Annotated in this window: 1 protein-coding gene; it reads right to left on the bottom strand. The window is 65.1% G+C overall.

What is annotated here, in order from left to right; all coding sequences use genetic code 11:
* Positions 1–666 (bottom strand): IS30 family transposase (locus O3932_RS10450; RefSeq protein WP_371538311.1); only part of this gene is annotated, 666 nt, incomplete at its 3' end.
* Positions 667–710: the final 44 nt, after the last annotated feature.

Here is a 710-nt window from a genome sequence, read left to right as displayed (position 1 = left end):
ACAGACCTGGTCGGCCCTGCGTCCCAGTGGCAGGGCCACGATGATCAGGTAGCGGGTGGTGCGCTCGACCAGGGTTGCGCACGCACTGGCCCCATCTTTGCCGATGATGAGGTCCCCCTCCCAGTTGCCAGGGATCATCCGGTCAGCAATGTCGGGGCGTTCGTCAATTAATCGCATGCCGACAATGGGTGGTGTGCGCCCGCCTGCAGGGGGTTTCTTGCGCATCCACCGCCTGGAGGGCAGGCATACGCCGTGCTCGATCAGCGTCTTCTTGGGGTGGGCGTAGATCCACGTGTAGATCGCCTCGTGGCTGATCGTGCGGCCCTGGGCGTGGGGAGAATTATCCATAGGAGCCACTGTGCCACATGCCTCCACGCTCAGGCGTCCGCTGATCTGGCGGGGCGTGCGCCCCTGCGACAAATCAAAGATCACGCGGCGGCGGAGAATCTCATCGCGGTCCAGGAGCCGCTTCTTAGGGCGGCGCCTGGCCACCTGCGCTGCTCTCCCGGCATCCTCGGCCTGGTACACGCCGCCAGGACCCCGATGGCGGGCGATTTCACGGCACACCACCGAGGGGCTACGCCCAATCAAGTGGGCGATACGCGTCTGGGACAAGCCCGCCTCCAACCCCGCCATGATCGCCGCGCGATCCTCAACACTCAGCATCCGACGACACCCCATGATCAGCCTCCGAACAGCATCACCGCTAC

The sequence above is a fragment of the Pauljensenia sp. 20925_1_25 genome, assembly GCF_041433955.1.
In the GTDB taxonomy this organism is placed as follows: domain Bacteria; phylum Actinomycetota; class Actinomycetes; order Actinomycetales; family Actinomycetaceae; genus Pauljensenia.
The sequence above is the reverse complement of the archived record's forward strand: the minus strand, read 5'-3'. Positions and strand labels throughout refer to the sequence as shown.